The sequence below is a fragment of the Rhodococcus sp. NBC_00294 genome (assembly GCF_036163995.1).
Lineage (GTDB): Bacteria > Actinomycetota > Actinomycetes > Mycobacteriales > Mycobacteriaceae > Rhodococcoides.
Window position 1 is genome coordinate 1,981,318 of record NZ_CP108043.1, and the last position, 22,251, is coordinate 2,003,568.

The 22,251-nt window shown below is 66.2% G+C and carries 18 protein-coding genes; 9 read left to right on the top strand and 9 right to left on the bottom strand.

All coding sequences use genetic code 11. The features are described 5' to 3' along the window. Positions 1 to 6 precede the first annotated feature (6 nt). The 4 genes from mmsA to OHB23_RS09245 all read left to right on the top strand — a co-directional run bounded on the left by mmsA (position 7) and on the right by OHB23_RS09245 (position 5,755). Positions 7 to 1,545 carry a multiple monosaccharide ABC transporter ATP-binding protein gene (gene mmsA / locus OHB23_RS09230; RefSeq protein WP_328811405.1) on the top strand — a complete coding sequence of 513 codons (1,539 nt, stop codon included), beginning with the start codon at positions 7 to 9 and terminating at the stop codon, positions 1,543 to 1,545. Continuing rightward, on the top strand, positions 1,542 to 2,876 hold the full coding sequence (gene mmsB, locus OHB23_RS09235; protein WP_328811406.1) for a multiple monosaccharide ABC transporter permease: 1,335 nt from the start codon (positions 1,542 to 1,544) through the stop codon (positions 2,874 to 2,876). The genes mmsA and mmsB overlap by 4 nt, the downstream gene beginning before the upstream one ends. Positions 2,877 to 2,961: 85 nt before the next feature. After that, a complete protein-coding gene (locus OHB23_RS09240; RefSeq protein ID WP_328811407.1) occupies positions 2,962 to 3,948 on the top strand; it encodes a LacI family DNA-binding transcriptional regulator in 987 nt (328 codons plus the stop codon). Positions 3,949 to 4,009: 61 nt separating this feature from the next. Further along, positions 4,010 to 5,755, top strand: coding sequence for a TerD family protein (locus OHB23_RS09245; RefSeq protein ID WP_328811408.1), 1,746 nt, complete (start codon positions 4,010 to 4,012; stop codon positions 5,753 to 5,755). A 122-nt stretch (positions 5,756 to 5,877) separates the two neighbouring features. Here the strand turns inward: OHB23_RS09245 and OHB23_RS09250 are convergent, their stop codons facing one another. Next, the gene (locus tag OHB23_RS09250) at positions 5,878 to 6,975 is read right to left on the bottom strand and encodes an HNH endonuclease (protein WP_328811409.1); all 1,098 of its coding nucleotides are present in this window, start codon (positions 6,973 to 6,975) and stop codon (positions 5,878 to 5,880) included. Between the two features lie 18 nt (positions 6,976 to 6,993). Here OHB23_RS09250 and OHB23_RS09255 point away from each other — a divergent pair, with 18 nt between their 5' ends. Beyond that, positions 6,994 to 7,293, top strand: coding sequence for a nucleoside triphosphate pyrophosphohydrolase (locus OHB23_RS09255; protein WP_222632817.1), 300 nt, complete (start codon positions 6,994 to 6,996; stop codon positions 7,291 to 7,293). 7 nt (positions 7,294 to 7,300) lie between these two features. Here OHB23_RS09255 and OHB23_RS09260 read toward each other — a convergent pair whose 3' ends face one another. The 8 genes from OHB23_RS09260 to OHB23_RS09295 form a co-directional block, all read right to left on the bottom strand. Next, positions 7,301 to 8,008, bottom strand: a complete 708-nt coding sequence (locus OHB23_RS09260) for an HD domain-containing protein (protein ID WP_328811410.1) — start codon at positions 8,006 to 8,008, stop codon at positions 7,301 to 7,303. 20 nt (positions 8,009 to 8,028) lie between these two features. Continuing rightward, entirely contained in the window at positions 8,029 to 9,369 is a 1,341-nt protein-coding gene (locus OHB23_RS09265; RefSeq protein ID WP_328811411.1) for a hypothetical protein, read from the bottom strand. 132 nt (positions 9,370 to 9,501) lie between these two features. Beyond that, positions 9,502 to 10,317 (bottom strand): HpcH/HpaI aldolase/citrate lyase family protein, encoded by an 816-nt coding sequence (locus tag OHB23_RS09270; protein WP_328811412.1) that lies wholly within the window; start codon positions 10,315 to 10,317, stop codon positions 9,502 to 9,504. After that, complete coding sequence (locus tag OHB23_RS09275; protein ID WP_328811413.1) at positions 10,314 to 11,477, bottom strand: acyl-CoA dehydrogenase family protein; 1,164 nt, start codon at positions 11,475 to 11,477, stop codon at positions 10,314 to 10,316. The genes OHB23_RS09270 and OHB23_RS09275 overlap by 4 nt, the downstream gene beginning before the upstream one ends. Positions 11,478 to 11,503: 26 nt before the next feature. Next, positions 11,504 to 12,874, bottom strand: a complete 1,371-nt coding sequence (locus OHB23_RS09280) for an MmgE/PrpD family protein (protein ID WP_222639093.1) — start codon at positions 12,872 to 12,874, stop codon at positions 11,504 to 11,506. Continuing rightward, positions 12,871 to 14,085: a CaiB/BaiF CoA transferase family protein gene (locus OHB23_RS09285; RefSeq protein ID WP_328811414.1), complete on the bottom strand. Its 1,215-nt coding sequence runs from the start codon at positions 14,083 to 14,085 to the stop codon at positions 12,871 to 12,873. The genes OHB23_RS09280 and OHB23_RS09285 overlap by 4 nt, the downstream gene beginning before the upstream one ends. Next, a complete protein-coding gene (locus OHB23_RS09290; RefSeq protein ID WP_027504875.1) occupies positions 14,082 to 14,633 on the bottom strand; it encodes a MaoC family dehydratase in 552 nt (183 codons plus the stop codon). Before OHB23_RS09290 ends, OHB23_RS09285 begins: the two co-directional genes overlap by 4 nt. A gap of 136 nt (positions 14,634 to 14,769) precedes the next feature. After that, entirely contained in the window at positions 14,770 to 15,504 is a 735-nt protein-coding gene (locus OHB23_RS09295) for a FadR/GntR family transcriptional regulator (RefSeq protein ID WP_328811415.1), read from the bottom strand. Between the two features lie 370 nt (positions 15,505 to 15,874). On the opposite strand from OHB23_RS09295, the gene OHB23_RS09300 reads away from it, so the two are divergent. The 4 genes from OHB23_RS09300 to OHB23_RS09315 all read left to right on the top strand — a co-directional run bounded on the left by OHB23_RS09300 (position 15,875) and on the right by OHB23_RS09315 (position 22,219). After that, positions 15,875 to 17,956 carry a hydantoinase/oxoprolinase family protein gene (locus tag OHB23_RS09300; protein ID WP_328811416.1) on the top strand — a complete coding sequence of 694 codons (2,082 nt, stop codon included), beginning with the start codon at positions 15,875 to 15,877 and terminating at the stop codon, positions 17,954 to 17,956. Then, a complete protein-coding gene (locus tag OHB23_RS09305) occupies positions 17,953 to 19,770 on the top strand; it encodes a hydantoinase B/oxoprolinase family protein (RefSeq protein WP_222639095.1) in 1,818 nt (605 codons plus the stop codon). Before OHB23_RS09300 ends, OHB23_RS09305 begins: the two co-directional genes overlap by 4 nt. Then, positions 19,716 to 21,026, top strand: a complete 1,311-nt coding sequence (locus OHB23_RS09310) for an amidase (protein WP_328811417.1) — start codon at positions 19,716 to 19,718, stop codon at positions 21,024 to 21,026. The genes OHB23_RS09305 and OHB23_RS09310 overlap by 55 nt, the downstream gene beginning before the upstream one ends. Positions 21,027 to 21,202: 176 nt before the next feature. Next, positions 21,203 to 22,219: an ABC transporter substrate-binding protein gene (locus OHB23_RS09315; RefSeq protein WP_328811418.1), complete on the top strand. Its 1,017-nt coding sequence runs from the start codon at positions 21,203 to 21,205 to the stop codon at positions 22,217 to 22,219. The last annotated feature ends 32 nt before the right edge of the window (positions 22,220 to 22,251 follow it).

Here is a 22,251-nt window from a genome sequence, read left to right on the forward strand (position 1 = left end):
TCGGCGATGACGAGCCAGATCTTGGAAATGCGCGGGATCACCAAGACGTTCCCGGGCGTGAAAGCACTGCAGGATGTCACCTTGACGGTGGAGCGCGGCGAGATACACGCGATCTGCGGCGAGAACGGCGCGGGAAAGTCCACGCTCATGAAGGTTCTGTCGGGTGTGTATCCCCATGACACATTCGACGGCGACATCGTGTTCGACGGTCAGGCCTGCGAGTTCTCCGACATCCGGAGCAGCGAAGCCAAGGGCATCGTCATCATCCACCAGGAACTCGCGCTCAGTCCGTACCTGTCCATCGCCGAGAACATCTTCCTCGGCAACGAGCGGTCCAAGCGTGGGTTCATCGACTGGAACCGTACCAACTCCGAGGCCGCAGCCCTACTGAACCGTGTAGGGCTGCGGGAGAACCCGGTCACCGTGGTCAACGACCTCGGTGTCGGCAAGCAGCAACTCGTGGAGATCGCCAAGGCGCTGTCCAAGGACGTGACGCTCCTGATCCTCGACGAACCGACTGCAGCGCTGAACGACTCGGATTCCACCCATCTGCTCGAGCTGCTGCGCGGGCTGCGGGACGAGGGCATCACGTGCGTGATCATCTCGCACAAGCTCAACGAGATCGCGGCCATCGCCGACCGGACCACGATCATCCGTGACGGTCGGACCATCGAGACACTGGACATGCGTGACCCGGACGTCACCGAGGATCGCATCATCTCGCTCATGGTCGGCCGCGATCTCGAGCACCGCTTCCCGCCGCACGAATCCACGGTGGGGGAGGAGGTGCTGCGGATCGAGGACTGGACCGTGCACAGTCCCACCCAGCACGGCCGCATGGTCGTCGATAAGGCGAACCTCACGCTGCGACGCGGTGAGATAGTCGGCCTCGCCGGTCTGATGGGTGCCGGCCGTACCGAGCTCGCCATGAGCGTCTTCGGGCGCAGCTACGGCACGGACATCACTGGGCGGCTGTACAAGTACGGCACAGAGATTCACGTCAAGTCCGTTCACGACGCGATCGAGCACGGCCTCGCGTACGCGACCGAGGATCGCAAGCGCTACGGCCTCAACCTGATCGACGACATCAAGCGCAACATCTCCACCGCGGCCCTGGACAAGCTGGTCGCTCACGGATTCGTCGACGACAACCACGAGTACGAGGTTGCCGAGGGTTTCCGCAAGAGCATGAACATCAAGGCCCCCAACGTGGACGCCGTCGTCGGCAAGCTCTCCGGTGGCAACCAGCAGAAGGTCGTGTTGAGCAAGTGGATCTTCAGTGATCCGGACGTGCTCATCCTCGACGAGCCGACGCGAGGGATCGACGTCGGCGCCAAGTTCGAAATCTATTCGATCATCAACAGCCTCGCCGATGCAGGAAAGGCCGTTCTCGTGATCTCGTCCGAGCTGCCCGAACTGTTGGGGCTGTGCGATCGGATCTACGCGCTGTCCGCAGGCCGCATCACCGGTGAGGTGACTCGGGAGGACGCGACGCAGGAATCTCTCATGCATCTCATGACCCGTGGAACAGGAGTACTTCGATGAATCAGCTGTCGACCGTCCGGGGGCTGCTCACGCGAAACCTCCGCCAGAGCGGAATTTTCATCGCCTTCGCGTTAATCATCCTGCTCTTCACCGCGCTCACCGGTGGACAACTTCTGGTGCCGCAGAACATCAGCAACATGGTGGTGCAGAACTCCTACATCCTGATCCTGGCCATCGGCATGGTCGTGATCATCATCGCCGGCCATATCGACCTGTCCGTGGGATCGGTGGTCGCGGCCACCGGCGCCATCGCGGGTGTTCTCATGGTCCAACAGAACGTTCCGTGGCCGCTGGCAGTGCTGATCACGCTCGTCGTGGGCGGACTGATCGGAGCCTGGCAGGGCTACTGGGTCGCGTACTTCGGCATCCCCGCGTTCATCGTGACTCTGGCGGGCATGCTCGTCTTCCGCGCAGTCACCCTGATCGTGCTGGGCAACCAGGGCATCGGGCCGTTCCCCGGACCGGTGCGGACACTGTCCAACGGCTTCCTCCCCGGATTCCTCGGCAACGTCGGCCTCGGACCCCTGGGCGGAGCCGACATCTTCACGCTGCTGGTCGCCATCGCTGCCATCGTCGGAATCGTGTTCAGCCAGTGGCGGACTCGAACCGGACGTCAGAAGTACGGCCAGGTCGTCGATGCACTGCCGCTGTTCCTGGCCAAGGTCACCTTCGCCGGACTGCTCGTGCTGGCGATCGCCGTGCAGCTGGCCCGCTTCAAGAACCTGCCGTACGTGTTGATCCTCCTCGCGGTACTGGTGATGGGGTACTCGACACTGGCGGGCAAGACCGTGTTCGGCCGGCACGTCTACGCCATCGGCGGCAACATCCACGCCGCATCGCTCTCCGGCATCAAGGTCAAGCCGGTCACGTTCTGGCTGTTCGTGAACATGGGTGTCCTGTCGGCCCTGGCGGGAATTATCTTCGCCGGCCGACTGAACCAGGCCGGCCCCACCGCAGGCAACGGATTCGAGCTCGACGCCATCGCGGCCGCGTTCATCGGTGGCGCAGCCGTGCAGGGTGGCGTCGGGCGCATCGTCGGTGCACTCACCGGCGGACTGATCATCGCCGTCATCAACAGCGGGATGTCGCTCATCGGATCACCCAGCGAGCGAGTCCAGTTGGTGAAGGGTCTCGTCCTTCTCGCGGCCGTCGCCTTCGACATCTGGACGAAGCGTCGAGCCGCCAGCGGACGCGGGGGTGGACCGGACAAGGCCGAGAAACCGGCGCCGTCCAATTACATGGGTCTCCCGGTTCCGGCCGAGATGTTGGGCGGTTCCACCGACACGAAAGCTGCCCCCGCAGCCACCGCGTCGCCGCCCGTGTCGAGGTAGATCGGCGCGGCGGGGCAGAACCTGCGATCCTGGACGACGGACGAGTGAACTGGGGGGAACTGTGACGCCGATTCGAGGGCCGGCCATGACGGACGTGGCCAAACTTGCCGGGGTGTCCCACCAGACCGTCTCGCGGGTGATCAACGGTCATCCCCACGTCACCGACGCGACCAGGGCGCGGGTCACGCAGGCCATCACCCAGCTGGGCTATCGGCCCAACACCGCGGCTCGGGCTCTGGTCACCGGAAGCAACCGCACCATCGGCATCGTCGCGACGGGAGTTGCTCTGCACGGACCGGTCTCGACGCTGTACAGCGTCGAGCGGGCCGCCCGGCAAGCCGGCTACTCGGTGCTGGTGGGGGTTCCGACCTCGCTGGAGGAGGACGCCATCAACGCGTGCGTTCGGAGTCTGCACAAGCAGGGTGTCGACGGGGTGGTCGTGGTCGCGCCACTGCGTACCGACAACGGCGACATCGCGGGGCTGGCCGGCGAACTGCCGCTCGTCGCGGTCGAGGGATCGCCCGCCGGAGATCTCGCGGTGGTGTCCGTCGACCAGGTCCTCGGAGCGAGGGACGCCACGTCGCATCTCCTGGAACTCGGGCACCGAGAGGTGTGGCACGTGGCCGGGCCTCTGGGGTGGTACGAGGCCGCGGACCGGGTGAGCGGGTGGCGGTCGGTGCACGAGGAGCGGGGGATCGATCCGCCGCCGATGATGAACGGGGACTGGACCGCCCGGTCGGGCTACGCGGCCGGCACCGTCCTCGCGCAGATCAAGGGTGTCACCGCCGTCTTCGCAGGAAACGACTCCATGGCGCTCGGAGTGCTGCGCGCGCTCGACGCCCACGGGCGGCGGGTTCCCGAGGACATCAGCCTGGTCGGTTTCGACGATGTCCCCGACGCCGAGTTCTACTCACCGCCGCTCACCACGATCCGCCAGGAATTCAGCGAGGTGGGCGTCCGGAGCGTCGAGATCCTGCTCGAGCAGATCGAGTCCTGTAAGTCGAGCACCCGACGCTTCAGCATCGCCCCCAGCCTGGTCACCCGAGCGAGCACGGCCACGCCGGCCGACTGAGATGTCGTAGTCGTCGTGCATAGTGACCGGGCAGTCTGTTTCCTCGCGAAGGTGGATGTCCATGCGCAGTGCAACCTCGGTGCCCGACGACCGCTGGGTCGTGGTCGACGTCGAGACGTCAGGGCTGAAGGCGAACCGTGACCGGGTGCTGAGTGTTGCTGCCCTGACGCTGGACGATCACGGACGCGTCGCGAGTGAGATGTCGACTCTCGTCAATCCCGGGTGCGATCCCGGCCCGGTCCACATCCACAAGCTGACACCCGCGCGGTTGGCCGGCGCTCCGCGCTTCGAGGACATCGCGCCGCAGCTCATGTCGATGCTCGACGGACGCACGATGGTGGCGCACAACGCGAGCTTCGATCACGGATTTCTGAAGCTCGAATCCATGCGCGCCGGTCTGGACATGCCGACGCGTCAGAGGTTGTGCACGTTGGCTCTGTCTCGACGACTCCAGCCCGACCTCTCGAATCACAAGCTGTCCACCCTCGCCGCGCACTGGAAGGTGATGCAGTCGCGGGCGCACGACGCCTACGACGATGCCCACGTCCTGGCGCAGATCTTCACCCACAGCTCTCGGCTGGCACGCTCACTCGATCTGCCACTTCCCGTCGTCACCTGCAGTGACCGCCTGACGCTCTACCCGGACTCCATCCCTCGAACACAGTGCCCCTGGGAGAACCCCGGACGGCTCGACGTCGCACACGGGCTGGTTCAAGGAATGCGCGTCGTCATCAGCGGCGAGACGCGCATCCCAAGACTGCGTCTGGCCGAGCAGTTGACCGAGGCCGGCCTCGACGTCATGAACTCCGTCAGCAGGTACACCAGTGTCGTCGTCTGTACCGATCCCGCGTCGGAGAGTGTGAAGGTGACTCGGGCTCGCTCTCAGGGCATTCCGGTGATCACGGAGCACGTGCTGCACGATCTGGTGCGCGTCGTTCGCCCCGGCACCCGGAAGGGCCCACGGAATCCCGTCGTGGCGACGATGCCTCTGCCCGCGCCGTCCGCCGCACCGTGGGCGACTCGCCGTGTCCTGGTGATGGGAGGCTCCCACGCGGAGTCGGTGCTCATGCGGTCGCGACTGATCCAGCTGGGAGCCACCCCCGCCGTCAATCTGAGTGCGGGCGTGACCGACATACTTCTGCTCTCCCATGGCGACGGTGACCCGCGCATGCCACGCGTACGGGAACGACAGCTGACAACACTGTCCTCGATCGACGTGGACAGGGCTTTGAACCTCGACGAGGTGACGCCGCGCGTGGAGGTCACCACCCGGCCGTCGATGGCCCCGCTCGTTCCGCGCGGAGGCGTCGTCGATCTGCCGGAGAACACCACTGTGGTGACGGTGGACGCGTCGTGGCGCGCCGCCGACACAGATCCCATCGCCGTCGACGTGGTCGCATTCCTCACGACAGCGGATGAGGTGGTGTCCAGCGACGAGGACTTCGTGTTCTACAACGCCCCGTCCACGTCAGACGGGGCCGTGGTCCTGTCCCTCGACGGGGACAGTGAGCAGGGCGTCCGCATCGACCTGAGTGTCGTGCCGGACGACATCGAGCGCATCGTGATCGCCGCAGCGATCGAGAACGAGCACACCTTCGGCGATGTCGGTGCCGTGTCGATCTCGCTCTCCACGCCTGAATCGCGCATTGCCACTGCAGTGTTGGACGCCGCGACCACCGAGCGGAGCCTCATTCTGACCGAGATCTACCGACGGGGCACCGCATGGAGGTGTCGAGCAGTGGGGCAGGGGTACGACGACGGCCTCGCGGATCTGGCGACTCGGTACGGGGTCGTCGTCGACGACTGATTCGCGCCCGCACCAGCCGTCCGCGCGCGGCGCAACCCTCGCGGCTGACCGGACGTCGAGCGGATAGGAGGCGGACTTGCTGTCCGTCGGAGTCTGGCGGGAAGTGGCGGCGCTTCGATGACTCAGCTGCGGAGAATCACCTTCGCGTGCAGCCACGTGACATCCCGCGTGAGGGGTACGACGTCGCCCTGCGCGCGCCACAGCGGGGACGCGTCGGGCTGAGTGGCATAGAGACCTCGCGCAGCAGTGACAACTCGGTGGTACTGGACGGGCCACGTGATGGCCGCGGCCAGACTCGTCAATCGGTCGGGATCGCGATCGAGCGCGCGGGAGACATGGGTCCGCTCAGGGAGCAGGTCGGATTTGCTCGTGTTGCACTTGGAGCAGGCGAGCACCAGGTTGGCCAGTCCGTCCAGCCCGACTCGGGACCACGGCAGTACGTGGTCGACGTGGGCTGCCGGCCCCACCCGTGATCCGCAGTAGAAACAACGGTCCCCGTACTCGTCGATCAGGACCTGCCGCGGTCTCTGCAGAGCGATACGGTCCTGGCCGAAGAGGTGCCCCTCGAGGTCGGGGACGCCCTCGGACAACGCAGGGTTCATACGACGCACGTCGTCGACCCAGGCAAGCAAGAGACCTGGCTTGAGTAGGCCGGACAAACGCGCGAGGCCGAAAGCGACACCCGGGTAGAGGGTGATGCGATTGCCGACTTCCGCGATCCGTTTTCTGCCCACTGCGTCGTGCATCCAGGAATCGTCGTAGAGAAACGTCGACTGGGTCGAGGCTCCCGGGACTTTCTGCAGGCGATGAAGTGGCTGTTGGATCATGGTCAGCCGAACTGTGTCGACCGTCTTCTCCCACAGTTCGGGTGCCGCAGCGGCCGCGGTCTCGAGCGGAACGTGACGGCCGAAAGACAGTGTCTCCGCCGCCAACTGCCGCACCGCGTCCGGGATTCGCGCGATTCGGTTGGAGGACTGCCGCAGGTACACCCCCTCAAAGTCGCGCACCTGGCGCCAGTACAGCGCGATGACGCGTTCAGCGAGGTCCGTCAGGTCGACGTCGACACTCGCGTCCTGTTCCGCGGGAACGTGTTCGACGCAGTACTCGAGTAGAGCGACCAGGACTGCGAGCTTGTAGGTCGCCACCCGTGCCCCGCTGGCCAGCACACTGACCAGATGCTGGCCGAGTGTCAGGGCGTCGGTTGGCGTGCGTCGGTGCATGGCATCAAACTTAGCGATATGGGCAAACTCGTTCGCGACCTGATTCCCGACATCATCGAGCAGTCGGGTCGCGTCCCGCGGACACGGCAGCTCGACCCGCACGAGTTCGAGCTGGCTCTCGCGGAGAAGCTGGTGGAGGAGGCCGACGAGTTCCGGCGTGCCGGTCGCAACGAGCGACCGGAGGAGCTCGCGGACGTGTTCGAGGTCGTCAGTTGTCTGGCGTCGTCCTTGGGGCTCACGATGGCGGATGTGGCTGCTCTTGCGGCTGACAAACGCGAACGCCGGGGTGGTTTCGTCGATCGCATCTGGTTGGAATGACGCGGAGTCAGCCACTGGTCTGCCCACTGATCGACGCCAGGTGTCCGCGCAGATTCGCCATCCCGTCCGCCGTCAGTCCGAGCGCCTCGCCGTGCTCGGTGGCGGCCGCCTCGAAGATGGTCACGAGGGGTGCGTACTTGCGAAGCAGCTTCGTCCGCTTGGCTTCGTCGACCAGATACTTCAGGCTGCCGGCGTTGTCGACGAAGTCGGACACCTTCACCAGAAACACCTTTGGATCGCGGATCACCGCCGTCACGTGTTCGACGTACTGCGCGACACGGTCCTCGCCGGTGCGCGGCGGGGTGGTGACAGCCGCGACGAGGCGTGCGACCTCCGCACCGAAGTGTGCCTCGAGTGCGCCGAGAGCCTGGCTCCCGCCAAGTAGATCGACGATGCGGTCGGACTGATCCTCGACGGTGTCGTGCAGGGCCGTGGCCACGAGTGCGTCGAGATCAGCACATCCGTACCTCATGAGACGCAGCACGTTTCGAGATGGGTGCGTGATGTACGGATCGTTGATCTGATCGCCGCGAGTGGTGCGGCGCTGCATCAGATGGGCGTAGGACGCCACGGCGAGAGCATCCTCGAGCGGTGAGGTCTCGAGTCCTCGACCGCGCGCCTCGTACCGGATGGCGTGGGCGAGCAGTGACGGGTCCATCTCCTTCAACGGCACGTCATTCAGTGCGCGAGTGAGGGCGTCGGACGTCGATGTCATGGGGTCCTCTCGTGGGACTGTCAGGAGGTGCGGGGGAGTTCGTCGACGAACTCGTAGGAGCAGCCCAGCGCACTGCGCTCGTCGGTCACGCCGTTCTGCCGGAACCACGCGACGCACGCGTTGGCGATGAGCTGGGTGTCGCGGCTGAACAGATAACCGTCCGTGCAGTCGTCGAAGTGGTCGTCGTGATGCCAGTGGTCCAGCTCCAACCCCTCGACACCATGGTCGACCAGTCGGAGTCGCTGGAGAACGGCTCGCGATCGGCGCACCATGTACACGCCGTCGTCGAGGACGTGGATCTGCGCGTTGAACACGTCCCCCTCGTCGTCGGGGTCGTAGTCGCTGGGACCGAGTTCGATGATCAGGCCGGCGGGCTTGTCGAACATCGATTCCATCAACCATGCTGCGGTGCCCTCGGAGTCGTCGACGGGCAGAACTCGGCCGTATCCGTCGGTGATGTTGTCGAGGAGTCCACCGCGGGGCAGGGGAGCGATCCATGCGTCGATGGCGTCGCCGTTCCTCCGAAGGTTCGCAACGCCGTCGTCGGTCAACCAGGCGGGGCCGTGGAAGAACTGCTCGACGCCCGACATGCCGTCGGAGTTGGTGTACTTCGCGTACCAGTTGACCAGGTCGACATCCTTGTCGGTGACGACGACGCATCTGGTGCCGTCGATGCGGAGTGCGTACTGCCACTGCGGGATTGCCGTCGGCCGATTGTCGACGCGCGGACGAGAGTGCTCTCGTTTCCATACCGCGGTCTCGACCGTCCTGATGCGTGTAATGGACCACGCGTTGCTGATGACATGGAGGGATTTGGCGGTGAGTTGGCAGGCCCAGGAGACGTCCCAGTCGCGCCTCGACACGATGATGTGCCGACGCCCGTTGTCGGCGACGACGACGTCCGCGCGTTCCCTGGACCGGAAGTAGTCGGACAGCTCTACGTCATCGACGAGCTCGTCGTACGGCTCGATTTCGATGATGACGGTGTACCGCGTGCCCTCACTCGCCGGCAGTCGGCGAGTGCGAGGGAGGCGACTGCCAGCCATGTGAGGGCTGGTGGACCAGAGGTCCGATCGGCTCGTCTCGACGCCGAGGACGGTCCACTCCTCTGCCAGCCTGTCGACGGCGTGGAGGGCGGCCTGTCCGGAGACCCACCAGCCGCTGCCGGGTACGTCGAGGACGACGCGTGCGTGACCGAGTAGGGATCGGTCGATCCTGGCCGCGTCGTCACCGACCTGGTGCAGTAGCCGGAGGTACTCGTCCGGTTCGATCTGGTCGAAGGGCCGGTCGATCTCGACGGCGACGGTGAATCCGGGATTGCCGGCGGGGATACCGCCCAAGCCGCGACTGTCGTGGTCCATGGGTTCTCGATTCTGTGCGAACAGCTAGCTCGACGTCGGAGAACCGAGCGTCGGTGGCAGGAATCATCCGTCTGCCTACTCACTGTGTACAGCAGGGCACCGACATGTTTCGAGCCCGAACCCACTTGCCCTCTACGCGCGCTCCATCACCCGTCGTGCCCGCTTCGCGACTGCCTCGTCGATGAGGTGACCGTCCTGGTCGACCCCGGCCCCACCGGACTCGAGGGCGGAGAGCACGGCGCGTGCTCGGGTGACGTCCTCGGGCGTGGGCTCGAACACCGCGCGCGCCGCCGGGACCTGGGCCGGGTGGATGCACGCGCGGCCCACGAAGCCGAGACGCGACAGCGACTGCGTGTCCGCGGTGAACGCGTCGAGGTCGCGGAAGTTGCGGGACACGGCCCCCAGCGGGGGGAGGAGGCCTGCGGCGGCGCTGGCCGCGACCACCTGTGACCGCGCGAACAGCAGCGCGCTGGGGTCCGATTCGCCGTCGATACCGAGGTCGACGGCGAGATCGGCCTCACCGATCTGCAGGAAGCGCACGCGGGGTCCTTGCGCGATGGCGAGCGCGTCGAACAGCGCCGCACCCGTCTCGAGCAACGGCGACACTGCGGCGTGTGGACACACGTCGGCGAGCACCCGATCGGCGATCGCGATCTCCTCGGGTGACCCCACCTTGGGGAGCCACACCCCGGTCAGCCGGGCATGCGCCACCGCGCGAATGTCGGCCTCCTGCAGCGGGCCCGGGTTGACGCGCACCCACACCTCGACGTCACCGGGCTCGCACGCAGCGACCCAGGCGGCGACCTCCGCGCGTGCGGAGTCCTTGTCCCGCAGAGCGACTGCATCCTCGAGATCGAGCACGACGGCGTCCGCACCCGAGGCGAGCGCCTTGTCGAAGCGGGCCGGCATGTCGCCGGGGACGTAGAGGTAGGTGAGCGCCCCACTCACCCGATCACGCTCGATCCCGCGACCAACGACTTCGCGATGACGGTGCGCATGATGTCGTTGGTTCCCTCGCCGATGGCCATGAGCGGCGCGTCGCGGTAGAGACGCTCGACGACGAACTCGGTCGAGTAGCCGTAGCCGCCGTGAATGCGCATGGCCTCGAGGCTGGCGGTGATGGCGGCCTCCGACGCGAAGTACTTGGCCATGCCCGCCTCCATGTCGACGCGCTTGCCCGAATCTGCCTGCGATGCAGCCCAGTAGGTCATGAGTCGGGCCGCCTGCAGCTGCGTGGCGATGTCGGCGATCTTCAACTGGATCGCCTGGAACTCGGCGATGGGCTGCCCGAAGGCGGTGCGCTCCTTCGCGTACTGCAGCGCGGCGTCGTAGGCCGCCTGCGCGATTCCCACACTGCGACCCGCGATGTTGAGTCGACCGATCTCGAGTCCAGACAACGCCTGCTGCAGTCCACGGCCCTCGACGCCGCCGAGGAGTGCGTCGACCGGCACCCGAACGTTGTCGAAGCTGATCTCACACGACTCGGTGCCCTTGTAACCGAGCTTGCCCATGTCACGCTGGACCTCGAAACCCTCACTGGTGGTGTCGATGAGCAGCAGGCTCATGCCCTTGTGGGGAGGTGTGGCGGAGGTGTCGGTCTTCACCAGCACGGGCAGGACGTTCGCATGCCGCGCGTTGGTGATCCACGTCTTCGCGCCGTTCACGACGTAGTGGTCGCCGTCGCGCTTGGCGGTGGTCTTGATGCCCTGCAGGTCCGTGCCCGCACCTGGCTCGGTGAGGCCGACGCCGGTGCGCCACTCACCCGTGGCCAGCTTCGGGAGGAGAGACTGCTTCTGCTCGTCCGTGCCGTGCTTGGCGATCATCCAGCACGAGAGGTTGTGGCTGCCGACGATGCCGGCAATGCCCATCCATCCACGCGCCAACTCCTCGTAGACGAGAGTGAAGGAGACCTTGTCGAGTTCGAGGCCGCCGTACTCCTCCGGCGTCGTGATCCCGAACAGGCCCATTACCTTCATGTGGTCGACGATCTCCGTGGGGTAGCGGCCGGTCTTCTCCCATTCGTTCGCGACCGGGACGATCTCCTTGTCCACGAAGGTGCGCAATGCCTTACGGAACGCCGTCTGCTGTTCGTCGTACGTGAAATCCATGGTGGTGTCCTTCTTCCAGGCGAGGGTCAGGGGGCGGGCGCGATGGCCGCGGCGAGATCGAGCACGGCGGAGAGGTCGTGTTCGTCGGCGAGTCCGAGAACGCGATCGGCGAGTTCGTCCGCACGAGCGTCGTGGCCGCAGTTGCCGAGAAACTTCTCCCGCAGTGCCGCGTCGTCGAGTGGGAATGCGGCACTGCCGCGACTTCCGCCGACGTCTCCCACGAGCACACGGCCGTCGGCGAGGGTGATGGTGGCGTGTCCGGGAGCGGCGGCCGCGGGCCCGTCGGTGGGACGTTCGACGACGCGGACCGTGCGCGCCGTCGTCAGCACGTCGGCTCGGGCGATCGACGCGTCGGTGTAGGTGGAGACGTCGACTGCCCCGTCGCGCAGCAACGCCGCCACGCTCCACGGCAGATCGAACTTGCCGTCGTACGTGCTGCGCGGGGAGGCGACGCCCGTGTTGGGTCCGCACACGAACGGGGTGGAGTCCGGGTGGACCAGCACTTCGATGTCACGGATGTCGTCGACGTGGACGTCGTGGCCCGCGACAGCGGCGGACACCGCGTCGAGGGTGACGTGCATCAGCTGGCAACTGGGGTAAGGCTTGATGCCGATCCCCATTGCTTCCCAGCGGGTTCCGAATCCGTCGGTCAGAACGGTCAGGTCGACGGGTCGATCGGTGAGTGCCGCATAGACGCCCCGTCGCCCTTCCAACACGGAGCCCGGTCCGGTGGCGCCGGCGGCTGCGAGGCGGGTGGCCAGGATGCCGTTGAAGCTGGCCGTGCCGGGGTGCAGCGCTTTCGTGTCGGCATCGGTGTCGAGGAACTCGAGGAGACCGGAGCTCGACGATCCAGCGATGCCGAGCGCATGGACCAGAGTCTCACTGTCGAACTTCCCGAGCCGCCCGGCGACGACGGCCGCGGCGAACGGGCCCACCGCCGCGGTCGCGTGGATCCCCCGAGCGTGGAACCCGTGGGGACTGACAGCGCCCAGTCGGCAGGCCGTCTCGAGGCCGAGTGTCGCGGCTGTGAGTACCTCGGCACCGGTGGCGTGGGTCTGCTGGCCGACGGCGAAGGCTGCCGGCAGGGTGACGGCGGTGGCGTGGACGAGCGCCCCGGCGTGCGTGTCGTCGAAGTCGAGCGCGTGCACCAGAACGCCGGTGGCCAGGGCGGCGGCCGGCGCGGACAGGGCGCGGGTTCCCGTCAACGGGCGGGCCTCGGGAGGGCCGCCCAGACCGTCGGCGACGGTCCATGCGGCGCGTCCGTGGCCCAGACGCTGCGCGGCCACCGCGGTACCCACCGAATCGAGCAGGTGACGAGCGGTCGCGTGCCGCACGGCCGGCGGCACATCGTCGAGGGTCACTCCCGTCGCCCACTCGGACAGCACTGTGGAGGTCACGCGTGTGCCTCGGCCGTCACCTCGCCGAAGGCGCCGCTACGGCGCAGGCTGGCGATGGTCTCCTCGTCGTAGCCGAGGTCGGCCACGATCTCCTCGAGGTTCTCCCCGCGCTGCGGTGCACGTCGGTATTCGGGACGCTGCGGCCCGAAGTTGACGGGGGAGGCGAGTTGGCGCACCGTGTCGTACACCGGGTGCTCGGTCTCGACGATGAGATTGCGTGCGAGCGTGTGGGGTTCGCTGAGCGCGTGCGCCACGTCGTTGATCGGTCCGGACGGAACGCCTGCCGGGCCCAGCAGCGACAACCAATGTGCGACGGTGTCGGTGGCGAACACGTCCTCCAACATCGGCAGCAGAACGTCCTTGTTCTGCCCCCGCAGGGAAAAGCTCGCGAAGCGAGGATCGGCACCGAGATCGGGTCGGCCGATGGCGACGACGAGCCGTTCCCAGAACTTCTCCTTGGCGCAGCCGACGATGAGCCAGCCGTCCGTGGCCTCGAAGGCCTGGAACGGGACCAGCGACGGGTGGGCCGAATTCTTGGTTCGCACCGGCTCGAAACCCGCGTTGAGATGCCACGTCGCGGGATACGTCAACAGCGACATCGCGGTGTCGTACAGCGACACGTCGCAGTCCCCGCCGACACCGTCGCGCCGCGCGGCGTGCAGACCGGAGAGCAGGCTGATCGCGGCGACGAACCCGCCCGAGTAGTCCACCAGCGAGAGACCGGATTTGGTGGGTGGGCCGTCGGGATCACCGGTGACGCTCATCCAGCCCGCGAGTCCCTGCAGGATGTAGTCGTAGCCGGGTTCCTTCGCGCGCGGACCGGTCATACCGAACCCGGTCAGGCTGCAGCAGACGATGGCGGGGTTGAGGTGCTTGAGGTCGTCGTACGTGATGCCGATCTTGGCGGGAACGTCACCGCGCAGGTTCGAATAGACTGCGTCGCTGGACTTCACGAGGTCCTCGAAGACGGAGCGCCCGGCGGGTGTGGAGAGATCGAGCGACAGACTGCGTTTGTTGCGGTTGAACGTCTCGAAGAAGAGCGAGTCCTCGCCCTCGTTGAACGGCGGCACGTACCGGCCGACGTCACCGCCGACGTTGGGGTCCTCGATCTTGATGACGTCGGCACCGAGGTCGGCGAGGTGAAGACTGCCGAACGGGCCTGCGCCGTACTGTTCCAGCGAGATGATGCGGACATCCTCGAGTGGTTTCATCGTGCGTCGCCTTTCGTGTCGGACGGCAGCTGCAGCGGACCGCTCTGCGCCTCCGGGAAGTAGTTCTGGCCGATGCCGCTCTCTCGCGTCGCCACCATGACGGAGCGTTTCCACGAGATGACCTCCACGCCATCCTGATTGAGGCCACGGGTGATCATCGAGACGATGCCGGCATAGGGGCGGGACTCGGAGAGTCGCAGGCCCGTGCAGATGCTCTCTGCGTACAGCGTGTCGCCCTCGTACACGGGGTGAGACATCTTGATGTCGGTGAACGCGAGATTGGAGATCGCGTTCTGGCTCATGTCGAGTACGGAGATGCCGAGAATCACCGCAACCGTGAAGCCCGAGTTCACGATGACGCGCCCCTCGGTGATCGGGTTCTGCGCCGCGAGATGTGCGTTGAAGTGATTCTGGTTCGTGTTCATCGACAGCAGCGTGATCCACGTGTTGTCGGCCTGCGAGACGGTGCGTCCCAGAGGGTGCTGGTAGACGTCACCCACCACGTAATCCTCGAAGAAGCGCCCTAGAACGGCCGGATGGACTGCCACGGTGTCTCCCTGTGTCGGTCGGCGAAGCCTGCACCTGAACCATAAACATCAGATGATTAGACCGTCAAGGGGGAGTTCTGACCGGATCTGCGAGATCTGATGCGGTCAATTCTCACGAAAGAGCAGATGTTTGGTGCTACTGAGTGCGCAGCTTGTCCATCTGTCGGTAGGAGCCGCTCAGATGGTCGAGGTGGCGACGCATCATGTCCATCGCGGACATCGAGTCGCCCGCGGCGACGACGTCGAGAATCGCCCGATGGTCGTGGTCGACGCACTGCCAGAAGCCCTCCGGCGCGTGATCACGACCGAAACGCTTCGACAGCACCCGGAACACCGGTGCCGTGATGAGTTCGAGCAGGGGATTCTGCGCAGCGCGCAGCAGGACGAGGTGGAACTCCTGGTTCTTGACGAAGGTCTCCGGCCCCTGGGCGTCGGTGGGATCGAAGATCGAGGCGCGCAGTTGATCGAGGTGGTCCTCGGTGCGGCGGAAGGCGGCCATGCCCGCCGCAGGCACCTCCATGAGGTTGCGTACCTCCATCAGCTGGTCGACAGTGACGGCATCGGCCGTGGTCATGAGCGCGACACCGGTTTCGAGGTGCTCGCTGATGTGGCCGACGCTGGGCACCGCCACGAAGCTGCCGCCCGTGACGCCGCGAGTGGTGAGGATCAAATTCTGGCTAGCCAACGACCGTAGGGCTTCGCGGATGGTGCTCCGGCCGACGCCGAACTCCGCCGTCAGTTCCGTGTCGCTGGGGAGGCGCTCACCCGGCTGCAGTTCGCCCGACAGGATGCGGTCGCGCAGTCGTGTCGCGAGTGCGGCGTAGGCCGGCGTGCTCTTGGCGCTCGGATCGGCGGTCGAGGATTCGGGCACTGAGGCGGGCCTCTCGGTCGGTCGTCCGGCTCGTGACGACGGGCGATCACGTGGGGCGACGGTGGCGGAACAGCACGAGCGTAGCGCGAGCGACTGCGGCGAGCAGCGGCATCCGAAGATCGGGCACCATGGCAATACATCGGCTGTTTAGGGTGTCGAATGCCGTCGAGTGGGACTGAAGGGCACCTGACGAGGCGTCACCTGCCTAAAACATCAGAGGTATTGCATTCGGGCACAGGGTGGCGCACTATGACTCGGGTCACCTTCGCAGGGTGCACAGAGACCCCGCACGGACTCCCGGACTGCAGCGACGCGTCCCGGTCGTCCCACTCCTGCTCCCCACGTGAGAGCCGACAGAATTGGATGGCACATGAAACGAATCGGAGTCGACGTCGGTGGAACCTTCACCGACCTCGTGTTGTGGGACGACGACGGCACCGTGGTGGTGCACAAGACGCCGTCGACCAACCACGATCCCTCGATCGGCACGATGGACGGCATCGCTGTCCTGGCCGAGCGGGCGGGAATCGACCCGGCCGAGATCGACATGTTCTTCCACGGCACGACGGTGGCCACCAACATCGTCCTCGAGCACAACGGGTGCGACGTCGGAATGATCACGACGGAGGGGTTCCGCGACCTCCTGCACATCGCGCGCAAGAAGCGACCCCTGAACTACTCCAACTACCAGGATCTGCCGTGGCAGAAGTGGCAACTGGTACCGCGGCGGAACCGGCGTGTCGTTCCGGAGCGTATCGACGCCTCCGGCGCCGTCCTGACACCCCTGGACGAAGATGCTGTGCGGGAACAGGTTCGGCTCCTGCGCGAGCGAGGTGTCGACGCCATCGCCGTCGCCTTTCTGCACTCGTACCGCAACCCGACCCACGAGCAGCGGGTCAAGGCGATCATCGCCGAGGAGTTCCCCGGCGTCTTCGTGTCGCTGTCCAGTGAGGTCGCTCCGCAGTACCGCGAGTACGAGCGCTTCTCCACCGCCGCGCTCAATGCGTTCATCGGGCCGAAGACGTCGCAGTACATCGAGAACCTCGCACAGAAGGCGAGCGCGGCACAAGTCGGCGAGGACGTGCACCTCATGACCTCCGCCGGCGGACTGGTCACCTCCCGGAGCGCCAGTGAGATTCCCGTGTCACTGCTGACCAGCGGTGTGGTCGCCGGTCTCCTCGGCGGCTGCGCCATCGGCAAGGCGTCGGGCTTCCCCAGCGTCATCACCCTCGACGTCGGCGGCACCTCGGCGGACGTGGGAGTGGCGCCCGACGGCGCACTGCGGATGAAGCACCTCCTGGACACCCGCATCGGCGACTACCACGCGATGGTGCCGATGGCGGAGGTCGACACCATCGGCGCCGGCGGTGGCTCCATCGCGGTGGTCGACGACGGCGGCATGTTCCGCGTCGGACCGCGCAGCGCCGGTGCCGTTCCCGGACCTGCGTGCTACGGCCACGGCGGTACCGAGCCGACCTCGACCGACGCGATGGTCATGATGGGGTGGCTGCGCGAGAACAGTTTCCTGTCCGGCACCATGCGGGTTCAGCCGGAACTCGCCCGCACCGCCATCCAGACCCACATCGCCGACAAGCTGGACGCGCCTCTCGACGAGGCGGCGATGGGCATCTTCAAGATCCTCGCGCACTCCATGACGGAAGCCATCAGCCTGCACTCGGTGCGCAAGGGGTACGACCCCCGCGACTTCTCCCTCATCGCGGAAGGTGGAGCAGGGCCGCTGTTCGCGTGGCAGATCGCCGATCAGCTCGGTATCCCGCGCGTCATCGTGCCCGGCCACCCCGGCATCACGTCCGCGGTCGGTCTGCTCACCACCGACATCCGCTACGAGGAGCCCACCACGGTGTGGACCTCGTCGGCCGACCCGGACATCGAGCTGCTGCGTCAGCAGGTCGAGCGGCTGTCCGAGCAGGCAGTGGCCCAGTTGCGGGCGGACGGGGTTGCACCGGAGAACATCTCGCTCGAGCGCAGCGTCGACTGCCGATACGTGGGGCAAGGGTACGAGCTCCGCGTGCAGGCACCCGACGGCGAGATCGACGACGTCTGGGTTAAGACGACGGCCGAGGCCTTCCACGAGGCGCACGGGCGCACGTACTCCCAGCGCTTCGACGACAAACCCGTGCAGCTGATCAACGTCCGTGTCACGGGCGTCGGTGCGGTGCCTCACGTGCGCATCGCCGACATCGAGAAGGGCACCGCCGACGCTTCCGCCGCGATCAAGACCACGGCCCGCGCGCTCTTCTGGAAGGACGACACCGCGAAGCCCGAATGGGTCGAGACCCCGGTGTACGAGCGATCGATCCTGCTGGCGGGCAACAGGTTCGACGGACCCGCGATCGTCGAGCAGTTCGACTCGACCACCATCGTCGGAATGAATCAGCATGCCACCGTCGACGCCGTCGGCCACATCATCATCGAGAGGAACCTCGCATGAGCAAGACGCTGATGCCCATCACCGGAGTCTCGTTGGCGGGTGACTCCACGCGCACGTGGAACGACGTGGAGGTCGATCCGATCACGCTCCGGGTGATCGGCGGTGCTCTGCAGTCGATGGCCAAGGAGATGGCCCAGGTGCTCTACCGGATGGCGTACTCGAGCCTCATCCGCGAGTCGGAGGACCTCGGCGCCGGCATCTTCGACATCAACGGTCGTGAGCTGTGCGAGTCGGATTCCACACCGATGCACTGCGGTTCGATCCCCGCCTACATCCGGGGTGTCAACCGTAGGCTCGCGGGAACGTACGAGCCGGGTGACGTGATCCTGCACAACCATCCGTACCACGGCGCCGCACACTCGCCGGACTACGGCGTCATCATTCCGATCTTCTGGCAGGGCGAACACATCGGCTTCGCGGGCTGCACCGGCCACGTCTCCGACGTGGGCGGCAACTTCCCCGGACTGTGCATGGACGTCGTCGACGTGTGGGCCGAGGGCAAGCTCATGGACTCGATGAAGATCTACCAGGCGGGCGTCCGCAACGACTACCTCATCCAGCACATTCTCGACAACGTCCGCACCCCCGAGCAGAACCGTGGCGACCTCGAGGCCCTCATCGCGTGCTCGCGGATCGGCGAGAAGCGCTTCACGGAGCTGCTCGAGAAGTACGGTCTCGACACCGTCATGAGTGCGGGCGAACGGTGGATGGACTACTCGGAGTCCATGCTGCGTGCCAAGATCCGCGAGATCCCCGACGGCAGCTACGAGGCACCGATCGGCTACCTCGACGACGACGGCAAAAACCGCGACGAGCCGCTGAAGGTGGCCGTACGCGTGCAGGTCGAGGGAGAGGACATCCTGATCGACCTCACCGGCTCGAACAGTCAGGTCCCCACCGCGTTCAACGTCCCCTTCGAGGGGTCGGTCCTCCCGGTCGCGGTCTCGGCCATCCGTACCATCCTCTTGGACGAGGACCTCACCGAGGACTTCGTTCCGCAGAACGACGGCTGCTTCCGACCCGTCAAGGCCTATGCACCCGAGGGCACCATCTTCAACCCGGACTTCCCGGCGTCGTGCTTCGCGCGGTTCTCTCAGGTGAACCGGGTGTTCGACTCGATCAATCTCGCTCTCGCACCGGTCCTTCCGGACCATGCGATCGCAGGATCGTCCGCGGCGCTGTGTGCCATCGCGTACTCCGGAATCGCGCCCGACGGCGAGTCGTACTGGGTGTACATCGAGATCAACGAGGGGTCGTACGGCGGCCGCAACGGCAAGGACGGAATGGACGCCGTCGACGCGCTGATGGCCAACACCCGCAACAACCCCATCGAGGAGCTCGAGCTCAACCATGCCATGCGGGCGCTGCGATACGAGCTGCGCGACGAGGCACCGGCTCCCGGCAAGTGGCGTGGCGGTATCGGCAGTGTGCGCAAGTGGTTGATGGAGACCGACACGTTCCTGGGCTCCGAGGCGGACAACCGCTCGGATCCGCCGGCGGGAGCTCTCGGTGGGCACCAGGGCGTCTCGGGTGCGTTCACTCGTAACGCCGGGACCGACCGCGAGGAGGTGCTCTACTCCAAGGTGACCCAGGAAACGATCCGTGCCGGTGAGACCCTGGAGATCAAGCTCCCGTCCGGTGGCGGCTTCGGCGATCCCTTCGAGCGGGACCCGTTCCAGGTGTTGAGCGACGTCTGGGACGAGTACCTCACCGAGGAGGACGCGCGACGCGATTACGGTGTGGTCGTGAACACCGCATCGTGGACCGTCGACGAGCACGCGACGGCGGAGCTGCGAGCGCGGAGCGCAGCCTGACCGAGAGTGGGGGACAGGCCGGTGAGACACCGGACCTGTCCCCGCTCGCTCTCGACCGTCGGTTGGGGAGCGTCATCCGGTGGATCGATGCACCCCCGGCCAGCGAGGGGCCTCTCGCGGGGAAGACCGTCGGGGTCAAGGACAACATCGACGTCGCCGGCATCGAGACCACCTGTGCCTCGGCCTACTTCACCGACCACCGGGCGGACCACGACGCTGACGTGGTGACACGCCTGCGTGCGGCCGGCGCTCGGGTGACCGCCAAACTGAACATGGCCGAGTTCGCCGTCGGCGTGACGTCGCAGAACTCGGCCGCGGGGCCGTCCCGCAACCCGTGGGACCTCGGCCGGATTCCGGGTGGCTCCAGCGGAGGCTCCGGTATCGCCGTCGCGGCGGGAATCGTGGACGCTGCGCTGGGTACCGACACCGGCGGTTCGGTCCGACTGCCCGCCGCTGCGTGCGGTGTCACCGGCCTGCGTCCGAGTAGAGGGTCGATCAGCACGGCCGGTGTTCACCCCGTCAGCGAGGAGTTCGACACGGTGGGCCCGATGGCGCGCACGGTCGGGGAGGTGGCCGCCCTGTTCGACGCACTGTCCTCCCGCTCGACCGAGAACGTCACGGGCACAGTCCGTGTCGGAGTGCCGGACGTGTTCATCTCCGCCGACGTGGACGAGGGTGTGGCCCGTACCGTCCGAAACGCCGTGAGCTTGTTCGCCGAGCTGGACGTGACGATCGTTCCCGTGTCGCTGCCCTTCGCGGCCGACGCCCAGGACATCGTCTACACGATCGTCTACAGCGATCTCGCGCGTCACCATCGAGCGAGGCTGCGTACGCAACCGTCCCTGTTCCAGGCGGCAACCAGAGAACGAATCATGCTGGGACTCGGCATCACCGACGAGGATCGCGCCGCGGCGCACGAGGCGGGCGAACGGTTCCGAGCCCTGCTGCGTCCGGTCCTCGAGGACGTCGACCTGGTGCTGACCCCGACGATGCCCGTGGACGTGCCGCCCCTCGCCGGCGGTGACGACGTGGTCGCCCTGTCTCGACGGATGGGTCAGTTCACCTATCCGTGGTCGTTGCACGACGGACCGACTCTCGCGCTGCCGGTGGGGTTCCACCCACTGTCGGGGATGCCGGTCGGTGCCCAGCTCACCGCTGCGCGAAGTCGAGAGGGTGTGCTCTTCGAGGCAGGAATGCGGTATCAGGGCACGACGGACTGGCACGAGCGACGCCCTGGCCCGCCATACATCAGATGATTGAGCGGCAATTGTCGGAATACCGGTGACAAATCACCACGAACGCTGTCAATCATCGTATGTATACCGTAAAGTCTGTGTTGCGTGGATCACCAACCGCACTGCAGCCGAACGGATCAGGCGTCGGAGACGCCTCTCGTGGTCCGTCACCACATCGACCAGCCAGCGAGGAACAGATGTACAGACGCAGAGTCGCGCCGCTTTTGGCGGTACTCGGACTGACCGTCGGACTGACCGCCTGCAGTTCGGGACCGGGCCGCGACGCAGACCCCGCGAACCCCGTCACCATCGACGTGACGGTGTCGGCTGCCGCCGAGATCTACAGCATCCCGTGGCTCGTCGCACAGAAGCAGGGACTGTTCGAGAAGTACGGCGTCATCGTCGAGAACATCGTTCCGGGCAAGGGCGGCAGCGCGACCATGCGCACCCTCCTCGACGGCAACATCCCCATCGGTGAGGTCAGCTACCCCTCCATCGTGCAGGCCGACGCCGGTGGGTCCGAGCTGCGTATCGTGGGTGGCGGTACCCAGGGTCCGTATCCGATGAATTTCTATGCGCTGGCGTCGAACTCGGCGGTCGACTCGATCGACGACGTCCGCCGGTGGGCGTACACGCGACCGAACTCCGCGTCGGACGCGCTCACCCGATTATTGCCCTCCCTCGCCGGCGCAGATCCTGCGCGGATCGAGCGCGTGTCGTCGGGTGGAATCGGGGAGGGGTTGGCCCTGCTCGAAGCGGGTTCCGTCGACATCGCCCTGATTCCGTCCATCGTCGCCGAACAGCGGCCGGAGGACTTCAAGCTCATCGTCAGCAGCCCCGACTACATGAAGAGATTCCTGCAGTCGACCATCACCACGACCAAGGACTATGCCGCGAGCAACCCCGGCGTCGTCCGCGCCATCAACCACGGGTACACCGACGCGGTCGCCTCGATCAAGGCAGACCCCGTCGCAGCCGCCCGAATCTATGCGGACTACACAGGATTCGACGTCGAGTCGGCCACCGCCGTCGTCGAACGTGCCTCGTCCGTGGACACCTGGGGCGGCGGATTCGACACGGCATCCGTCGAGGCCGCCCAGTCGGGTGTGGACGCGTCGGGCAGCGACCGTGTGCCCGATTTCTGCACCCTGTTCGATCCCGAGTTCCTCGCCCCCGACGTCGACGCCGACGTTCCCGGCAACTGCCCCGCCTGACCTGCTCCTCGAGAAGAAGGTATCGACGTGAC